This window comes from Mesorhizobium sp. M1E.F.Ca.ET.041.01.1.1 (assembly GCF_003997355.1).
Classification (GTDB): Bacteria; Pseudomonadota; Alphaproteobacteria; order Rhizobiales; family Rhizobiaceae; genus Mesorhizobium.
On sequence record NZ_RZSL01000229.1, the window covers coordinates 1 to 8995 of the forward strand.

Here is an 8995-nt window from a genome sequence, read left to right on the forward strand (position 1 = left end):
GTTGTAATACCGTCCCTCTTTGTATGGCGATCCCGGCGGCGCGAACTTCACCTTGTAGATGAGGAATCCCATCAAGCTCTCGCCCGTGAGCCGCCTGATGTCGTCGGGGAGGTAAACCTCCTTGTAGGCTTGCATGAAGTCGACGCCCTGCCTTTCGGCTGATGGCTCCGGCAGTTTCTTGATTGCCAGGTCGAGCTGGTCGGCAGGGATGCCGACCATGACGCGGTACGAATGCCTGGAGTTCGACACCGTCAGCTCCCAGAAAGGCGGAAACCCCGGATCGTAGAACTCGTTGCGCCGGAAGTAGACGACGAAGTTAGGAGTATGTCGGGTCCCCTCGATGCCCTCTACCCCATTGTTGTTGCCCTGGTTCATTGTTCGCCCTATCTGCTCGCTCGTTCCAGCCGTTGTCGCGGGCGCGGCTGCAAGTTTCAAAGCGACCGTCAATTCTAACGGCGGCCCTTTCGGCAGAGTGCTTCGTCGTTCGATAAATGTCGGATGATGGCGGCAGGCGAGACCAGCCAGTTGTCACGAACCTTTTTACAACCAAATCTGGGCTATCCCCCTTCCAGAAAATCAAGCTGGAGGGTGGGAAGTGAGTTCAATTTGGTCCACCGCGCGCTGGGGGCGCGCAAGTTCCTCGGATTCTGATCCGCGAGGGTGGCGGTCGTTCTTTCAACAAGACTATGATCGACTTCTATTTTCCACGCCGGTTCGCCGGCTTGCCGACAAGACGCAGGTTTGGCCAATGGAGGAAAATGACGGGGTTAGAACCCGTCTTACCCATTCGCACGAGGTAGCCAATCTCGCCCGGTCTATAGGTTCGAGAATAACGGCTGATCGTGGCAGCTCCTTCTTCGGCGCAGACCTACATACGCACGTCCAACCCGTCCTTCTGGCAATTGGATTAGCGCACGACCTGGGCAACCCGCCGTTTGGCCATCAAGGGGAGGCCGCCATCGGCAAGTGGTTCTCCCAACGCTCGGACTGGATCTTCACTCACAAGATGGAGGGCCATGAAGCGCAACTGCAGAAACCAGTACCACCCCACTTGCATCGGGAATTCCTCAAGTTCGACGGCAATCCACAAGGGTTCCGCTTGGTGACACGCCTCCAGACGAACGTCGATCATGCGGGTCTCCACCTAACTGCAGGTACACTCGCTGCTCTCCTGAAATACCCGGTGAGTGCCAGCAACGTCGACCCGGATCACCTGGTGAACAAGAAATTTGGGTACTTTGAATCCGAACGCGAGATTGTGGATTGGGTCCGTGCCGAAACCGGAATGGCCGAAGGGGAACGTCATCCGCTCACTTGGATCATGGAGGCTTGCGACGACATCGCGTACAGCATTCTTGATGTGGACGACGTCATGAAAAAGAAGATCATATCTCCTGACGACGTCTTGGCGATTCTTCTCCACGACCCGCGCAGTTCATCCTCCGGGGCGGTCATGAAAACCCGGGACAGGTTCGCAAAGGTTCAGGCGAGCGGGCGAGACGCGGACGTGGCGCGGGACATCAAGATCGGTTACCTCCGGGCCTACCTCATTGAGGAGCTGATACAGGAGGCGAGCAAGAGCTTCGTGGCCTCGTCAGACGCCATACTGGCCAAAACCCATAACACGCCACTCATGGAGGACGTGGCGCTTTGCAGCGCGCTCAAAGACGTGGCAAAAAAGCACGCGTTTGCAAACCCGTCTGTCCTCAAGATGGAGGCTATCGGAGCCGCGGCGCTAGACGGCCTGATGACGTTCTTCTGGCGTTCGATCAGCGATCGAAAGGATTTTGACGACATTGGGTCACGGCGGAATGGCGCCTTGGCAAAATACGGCTGGTCCATTGTGAGTTCGAACTATATTGAAGAGGCAGGCCGAAGCGGTTTAGGCTCTGGGGATGCATCGGCGATGCGGTATCGCGAACTGCGCCTGCTGACGGATATGGTGTCGGGCATGACCGATTCATTCGCGTTGAAGTTGTGGAAACAGACAAAGGAAATCCCCGAGTGACGGTCGCAGCAGAGCAGCGGATCGTGAAGCGGAGAATGGATGAGTACCTTTGGTGGGAAAAATCCGCCGCAAACGTGCGTCTGCGCGCTTTGCTTAAGAAGCATTTCCTTGATTTCGAGCGCGTTGCGATCGTCGGCGGGATGGTCAGGGACATAGCCCGAGCTGGCAAGCGAGGGTTTCATTCCGACATCGATCTGGTGATCGAGGCGCCGGCCGCAGCTGTTGCCGAGGTGGCGGCAAAAAATGGCGCTCGGAGCAATCGGTTCGGGGGTTATTCCTTCGTTGAGGAAGGATGGAAGCTGGATTTTTGGGCATTAGAGACGACTTGGGCGGCCAGGGAGGGCCACGTTGAGGTCAAGTGTCTGGAGGATATCACACGCTGCACCTTCTTTGATTGGGATGCGATCCTCTACGATCTGAAAGAGCGAAAAGTGATTTGTGGGGATTCCTATCTCGACGGTGTCCGTCGGGGAAGAATGGATATCTGTCTGCTAGCTAATCCTTCTTATCTCGGGAATCTGTACAGAGCCGTTAAACGCATTCTCGCATGGGATTTGGAACCCGGGCCCAAGCTGAGAGCGTTCATAGACAAGCATCTGGACGACGAAGGGTTTGACGGCATCGTTCGAGAGGAGAACAAGCGCTGCAAACGCGCTTTCCTACCCATGTTCGGGGACGCGCAGACGCTGCGTCGGCTGCTGGCTAGCAAGGACGATCGCAGGCAGATCGCTACTGTGTATGCGAGACAGATGAGCTTCCCCGGGATGATCCACTGAGCAATCGGGACTTTCTTTGCATCGCTGATTTCTCATAAGACCACATCGATTGTGACTGGCCTTCGGCGAGGCTGATCGCATCGCGACTGTAAAAGAAGGCACCTACGACGGCGGGATCGAGTGCTGCTTGAATGCCGGCAACCCGCAGAATCAAGCGAACCTTCTTGTGATGCATGTTGGTCTTCTGGCAGAGCTCGCCGAGGGACGCGTAGCGTGACTTGAAGGCTTCTGCGCTTTGCCGAGAGACGACCGGAATCATCCGCCTTGCGTCGGGGCTGAATTCCTCGACGAGCGTGAGGTGGCCTGCCTCGATCAGCCTGTTCACGACACGCTCATGCGTACCGGAGAGGAACGCCTCGGCCTCTGCCTTGGTGAGATTGGTGCGTGTTCCGCCCGAGCGCACGATCCGCGTCACCTCGTCGGCGTCGAGCAGCAACGCCATGTAGTCGTTCCTCCCGGCGAGCCGTCCTTTCCAGGCGAGCTTTCCCTTGAAGATCATGTCCAGAAGGTCGGGAATGGTACAGGTGGATGCGCGGCGCGCGCCTGTGACGTCAACCTGACGCTCCGTCGGCTCGGAAATCTCCTCGGCGCCGTCGAATAGTCGATCCCGCAATCGCTCCACATCGGCTTTCGAGAAACGGCGCTTCGCGTTCCGCCTGCTGCCTGTCCCGGCCAGCCCGACCAAGTGTCCGCGGGCGACCAGTTCCTTCAGGTGCAGCCGGGGAACGCCGAGCAACCGCTCGACTTCCGGCGCGGTGATCGCGCCCTTCAACTCCACGACGACGCGGCTGACCTCCTCCGATTTGACAAGGATGCGATGGTCCATGACCCCAGAATGATCCGAAGCCTCGTCGACCCCCATTCGCTTGAAAAGCCGACGGATGCTCAATGCATGCATCCCAGAATCGCGGGCTGCGGTCCGGACGGTGTGGACCTTGCGTTTGCCCGCTGTCTGGCCGAGCACGTCGGTCCCCGGCTCGATCGGCATGGTCTCGAGCGCGAAACTTCGCACGGCGTCGCGCAGCTTGCCGTAGGCCGGATCGTCAACGGTCTTCTGCAGGAGCCCGTATGCATAGCCATAGGTGTCGCGCGGTCCCCAGAAGCCTCGGGTCGAAGCCTGTCCGGCGTTGAGCCTTTCGAGGAGCGCGCGCAGGGAGTCCTCGCCGGCGCTGGCGACCCGAAACCCTTCGTCGGCAGCCAGCGCCCAGTCAGATGCCGCGAACCTTGCGACCCGGACTTTCGGCGGGTGGAGCGACGATACGCCCAGCGCCTCGCAAAATGGAGCTGCGACGTAGAGGGGGAGGTCGTCGAGCCAGTTGTCGGACGAGCCATTCCCGCACAATCGGTCTTGAATCCAGGCCTGGAAAGGGGAGGCGGCCACGGTCACAGCCTGGTCGGCCGTCTGCCGCAGGGTAGGGAGCAGGCTTTCCATGGTGCTGCTGAAGTCGAACGGGGCGAAGGGCGTACGCGGGGGATTCACCTGCGTCAGGAAGACGTCATGCCGGGGACAGGATCGGAAATGGGAAATGGTCCATTGTAGCCGGAGCCAAGGCCTACTGCGGACAGGTCCCTCGTATTGGCTCATATCCTCGAGGGTGCACCGCGGGCAGTAGCGGAAGTACGTCCGGTTGACCGTCAGCCGCGTGAGGGTTTCGCCTGCGACTTCGTACAACTTGTCGGTTTTGCGGACAGGAGTGCACCTAAGCAAGCGCACCGGGTCGGCCCGCCCGAGGAGGGCGATGTCGCTCACGGTAGCGGCGAGCCCGAGGTCAAGGTTTCGCTGCCTGATGCTCATGTCGCGAAGCAGGCTCTTCAGCGACTGGCCATTCAGCGCGGCGAGCCGTGATGCGAACCCGGCCGCCGGCTCCAGCTCTTCAAGCTGGTAGGCGAATCCTAGCGGCTCGAGAGTCCGACTGTTCAAACTCACGATTACTCGTCCTCCTCGATCAGGAAGAGGCCCGGCTCGAGGCTCATCCAGTCGTCGACAAGGAACGGGTTCATGTGGTCGTATCCCCTGGCCTGCGAATGGTCGATATAGGCGTGGGCGAAGTGTTCGCGGGTGAGGTTGGACGCCTCCCTAAATGCAGCCTGCTCGATCCCGGCGAGTACCACCTGCGCGATGCGTCCGTACTGATACCTCGCGACATGGGCGATGCGGTCTGGAAGGTCGCTCTCTGTGACTGCGCCATGGTTGAGCCCCGCTGCCTCGCACATGGCAGTGACGATGTTGAGGACTAGGATACGCTCACCGGGAAGGGTCACGCCCGGAAGGTGCAAATGCCGTGAGCGCCGTTCGATCTGACGGTCAAGCTTGCCAAGCGCGGTGATACCGGGCATCCCCGACATGAGAAAGCTCACCGGCCATGGTTCGTAATTCATCACTCCCTTGAGTGCCTTCCTGACGGCATCGCGTTCCTTGTCCGATTCAGTCAGCTTCAGCAGGTGCTGCGTCTCGTCGATATGGATCAGCAGGACTTTCCGCAGGTGCAGTTGCTCGGGCATGATATCCCAGACCTCGCCCTGCTCGTACCTCCGGGTGATCTTATATCCGGCCTGCTTGAGGATATTCAGCCCCAGAAACTTGAGTGTCGCAGGTCCCATCAACGTGTGGCGGACAACCGGGTTGATTAGGCCGTACGATCTCTGAATCGGAGCCAGGGTTTTGTTCTCCGCAAGCATACGTTTGACAAGTTCTGTCTTGCCCGCCCCGCTGTCCCCGGTGACGAAGAAGATGCGCCCGTCGTCTCGCCGGCCAGCTTTCTTCGCGAGCATCATCGTCACGAAGCGGGAAAGCAGGCTCTTGGCGACCCGGTCGCGCCTGCAAGGGACATAGACGCTCTTGGCCAGTTCCAGCACCGCTTTGGCGCGCTTCTCCTGATCGGACATCCGCGCGGAAATGGCGTCGAGAAAGTCGTCGTCGGAGGTCGAATCATCCCATTCCGGTTCCTGCTCGGCGGGTTTCGTGGTCCGCTTCATGCGTCTTCTCCGTCATCGAGGTTCAAGCTTCCGCCGAACGGCTTGCGTTTCGGCAAAGCTTCGTGATCTCGGATCGTGCGAGGTTGGTCAGTGTCGTCACGCTTGCCGCGGCGCCGGGTCGCTGTCGCGACGAGTTCGCCCACCTGGTCGTCGTCACCCTCCTCGGACGCGTACTGGTCGGGGCCAAGCGCGGCTAGGGCGGCGAAGCGGATCCGCTTCTCCAGCATATCCAAGGTCTTCTCCGTGACGACATGGCTCGGGACCGCCGCCCTGTCCATGACACCCCTCGATAGGTCCAGGAGATCCCGGTGCGCGCTGATGCGGATAGGCCTTCCCAACGCCTCCTCTTGCTTCAAGACCTCACGGACAGCGCGTTTGGCGAGCAGGTGATCGGCCAGCGTCCTGCCCTTGAAACTGGGATCGACGGCAGGAACTCTCAGGAAGTGCCGGCTCTCAGGGATGCCCTCGATCCGTCCCCGGATGTGCTTGGGGATCAAGACGTACACATGGCCGAGATCCTCCGTCTCGACGATGGCGTCTACCTTCTTCTGACCGACCTTCATGTGAAGCTCAGCCAGTTCCATCGAGTTGTACGAGATGCCGACAGACTCGATTCCGTGCTTGGTGATCGACCTTTGCCTGCGCGTCAGCCCGAAGGCGACGGCCAGCTGTTCATCCGAGGGAGCAGGCGGCAGCCCCTGTTTGGCAAGTTCTTCCCACTGTGCGTAAGGAGTTCGCCCCTCGAGGCCGCGATGCGGCCTCATGTGGTAGTGATCAACGATGAACCTGATCAGGCTCCTGTAGAACTCCCCGACGGTCAGCGAGGCAAGCTCTTCCGCCGGATAGTCGCCTTGCTTGACGACGTTGGAGAAGGAGCGTCCCGCGAAATAGCGGCAGAGCCGCTTGATGATCCTGAAGAACGCTTCGATCGTGCCTCGCTTGCGCGGATCCTGCTCGGGGACGACGCGCGGTACGCTGACTCGCGAGGCGGCTGTGTCGAATTCGCTGCGAAATACCGGGCCGCCGTCCGTGGCCAGGTTGAGTGGGCGGCCGTGCATGTGCCAGGACGCCGTTGCTCCCGCAGCCTCGGCGAGCTCGCTCTTGTCGATCATGACCGACCTGAGGGCGCTCTTCGTCGCGGCGGTGGAGGGAGGGCCGAAGGCGAGGTTGAAGCCGACGATGGCTCTCGATGCGCAGTCGATCCCCGCCGTGAGCGTCGCTCGGATGCGCGGCACCAGGCTACGCTGTTTCGGCGTCAACGATTTCCAGAAACTTGACTTGACGACGAGCGTGTGGAGATCGACCTCCCAGTCGTCCATCTCGACACGTTCCAAAGCCCGCGTGACCTGCAATCCCTTTCCGACGGGCGTGTATTTCCGAAAAGCGTAGTCGCTCCCTTTGCGCCCGGCGTCCACCATGAACGGATCGAGCAGGTGGATCCTGCGTCGGACAGCATTGTGGCTCGCGTACACATGCTGGTGCCCGGGCAGGTTCTTGTTGATGTTGTACAGGGCAAGGTCCACGTCCTCGCAGATGTCGGCCATTCTAGGCTGCAGCAGGCTGGCGTATTTCCTGACCTCGATCGCGATCACGTCGGCTGCGCGAGGGTCCAATTGGTTCCGGTTGCCGCATTCGGAGTAGTGCGGACGCAGGCTCTCCATCCGGCAGTTGCCGTTGATAAAGCGCGCCAGCCATTTCTTCAGGGCGAAAGGGCTGGGATAGTCAAAGGCCTTGCGCACCTCGCCCTTAATCCTTCGCCCAGGCCGCCTGCGTTGTCCGAACATGTCGAGGTACCACCGATCCATAAGGTCGCGGTTTTCCTCGACGAACCGGGCGAAGTCATCAATGACGCGGCGCGGGCGCCAACGCCCTTGCAGGTTCGTGGCGGCATCCAGGAAACGGACACACCATTCCTTCTTCCACGCAAGAGTCCTGAGTTCTTCCTCCGACAGGTCGGTCAAATCGGAGTCGTCGAACCGCACGCGCAGGATAGCCAAGGCCTTCGAATAGTGACCCTCGTCGATCCGGATACGCTTCGACCGGATCAACGCGTTGATCTCCTTGTCGGATTTCACGACGAAGTAGTCTTCCGCGATCAGGTCGCCTGTCACGGGCTGGAGCACGTGCGTGTCCTTGACCTTCCTTTCGACCCTGAAGGACTGGCCATCGATGAGCAGCCGATCGTGGCGGCCAAACAGATGGGCTCTCTCGGCTCTTGTTGCCGAGGCAGGATTCAATACTTTCACGCCTCCCCCCCTTTTGTTGCTTTTCTTTTGCACTATCAAGCTTCCGTGATGAATGGATTAACGGCGCCCTTCGCGGGCGCCGTGGTTGACAAGGATTGCTTGATCCCCAAGCCGGACGTTGGCAGGGACCGCCAGCAGGCCCTTCTGGATCAAGGTGACGGCCGCACGCCAGCCGCGCTCGCCAAGTCCGCTTGCTTGGGCAATCTCGCGGAGCGAAATTCGAGCAGGCAGTTTTGGCAACGCAGCGGCCACGGTCGTCTGGGCTTCGAAGTCGTAGTCCGCTGCGTACGCCACGATGTCCTTGGCGTTCTCGATCTGTGCGAGGGTCAGGTCCTCCTCGGTGAGGATGCGGAACTCGTCGGCAATGCGGTCGCCGACCTGTTCGCAAACGAGCCGAAGGGTCTCGCGCAGGTCTTCGTCTACGTCGATCTTGTACTTCACGGCATACGCGATCCTGTCGCCCGACTGCCGCTGGATGAAGTCGATCCAGCACGTGCGTCTCTGTCCATTCTGGAAAAATTGCACCTTCTGCTGCTCGCGCAGCTCCAGCGTCTCGGGTTTTGCGAGAAGAAAGTACGCTACCGAATCCTCGAGGCCACTCTCGTACCAGACCCTCCGCTTGCGGAACGGGTCGACGACGAAGCCGACCTTGGAGTCGCGCTTCTTCGGCTGCGGCAGACGGTTGGCAACGCCGTCCTCAATTTCCAGGGCAGGGGCGTCCCGGCCCCAGTCACGTGAAGCGTCATCGGTATGGACAAGCCCCCGCCCGAGCTGCGGATGCTCGTCAACGGGTGGGCGAGGATGGGCCCGTGCCCGATCTTGAATCCGTGGCTGTAGTTCTTCAACGCTTCGGTTAGCAGCAGGTTATGGCAACGCATTTCAGTTTCCCTTTCTTGTCGGCGTGCGCATGCCGGCGGGCGGCGAGCGCCCGCTAGCCGATGGAAGGGCAACCAACACGGGCAGCGGCGGGGGCTGCGCGACCGTTAAGT

7 protein-coding genes are annotated in these 8995 nt (G+C 60.2%); 2 read left to right on the forward strand and 5 right to left on the reverse strand.

Annotated elements, in window-relative coordinates:
* Window positions 1-375: hypothetical protein (locus EOA38_RS19095; RefSeq protein WP_145965996.1), on the reverse strand; the 375-nt coding region annotated here is incomplete at its 3' end.
* A 220-nt stretch (window positions 376-595) separates the two neighbouring features.
* Here EOA38_RS19095 and dgt point away from each other — a divergent pair.
* A complete protein-coding gene (gene dgt, locus EOA38_RS19100; RefSeq protein WP_189434744.1) occupies window positions 596-2008 on the forward strand; it encodes a dGTP triphosphohydrolase in 1413 nt (470 codons plus the stop codon).
* The gene (locus EOA38_RS19105; RefSeq protein ID WP_127299961.1) at window positions 2005-2784 is read left to right on the forward strand and encodes a hypothetical protein; all 780 of its coding nucleotides are present in this window, start codon (window positions 2005-2007) and stop codon (window positions 2782-2784) included. Before dgt ends, EOA38_RS19105 begins: the two co-directional genes overlap by 4 nt.
* Here EOA38_RS19105 and EOA38_RS19110 read toward each other — a convergent pair.
* From EOA38_RS19110 to EOA38_RS19125, 4 genes are read right to left on the reverse strand one after another with little or no spacing between them, the layout of a single operon-like run.
* The gene (locus EOA38_RS19110; protein WP_189434746.1) at window positions 2738-4711 is read right to left on the reverse strand and encodes a TniQ family protein; all 1974 of its coding nucleotides are present in this window, start codon (window positions 4709-4711) and stop codon (window positions 2738-2740) included. The two genes, EOA38_RS19105 and EOA38_RS19110, sit on opposite strands and share 47 nt — an antisense overlap.
* 2 nt (window positions 4712-4713) lie before the next feature.
* The gene (locus EOA38_RS19115) at window positions 4714-5760 is read right to left on the reverse strand and encodes an ATP-binding protein (RefSeq protein WP_127299963.1); all 1047 of its coding nucleotides are present in this window, start codon (window positions 5758-5760) and stop codon (window positions 4714-4716) included.
* Window positions 5757-8006, reverse strand: a complete 2250-nt coding sequence (locus EOA38_RS19120; protein WP_127299964.1) for a Mu transposase C-terminal domain-containing protein — start codon at window positions 8004-8006, stop codon at window positions 5757-5759. The genes EOA38_RS19115 and EOA38_RS19120 overlap by 4 nt, the downstream gene beginning before the upstream one ends.
* Window positions 8007-8063: 57 nt before the next feature.
* Complete coding sequence (locus tag EOA38_RS19125; protein ID WP_127299965.1) at window positions 8064-8447, reverse strand: hypothetical protein; 384 nt, start codon at window positions 8445-8447, stop codon at window positions 8064-8066.
* Window positions 8448-8995: the final 548 nt, after the last annotated feature.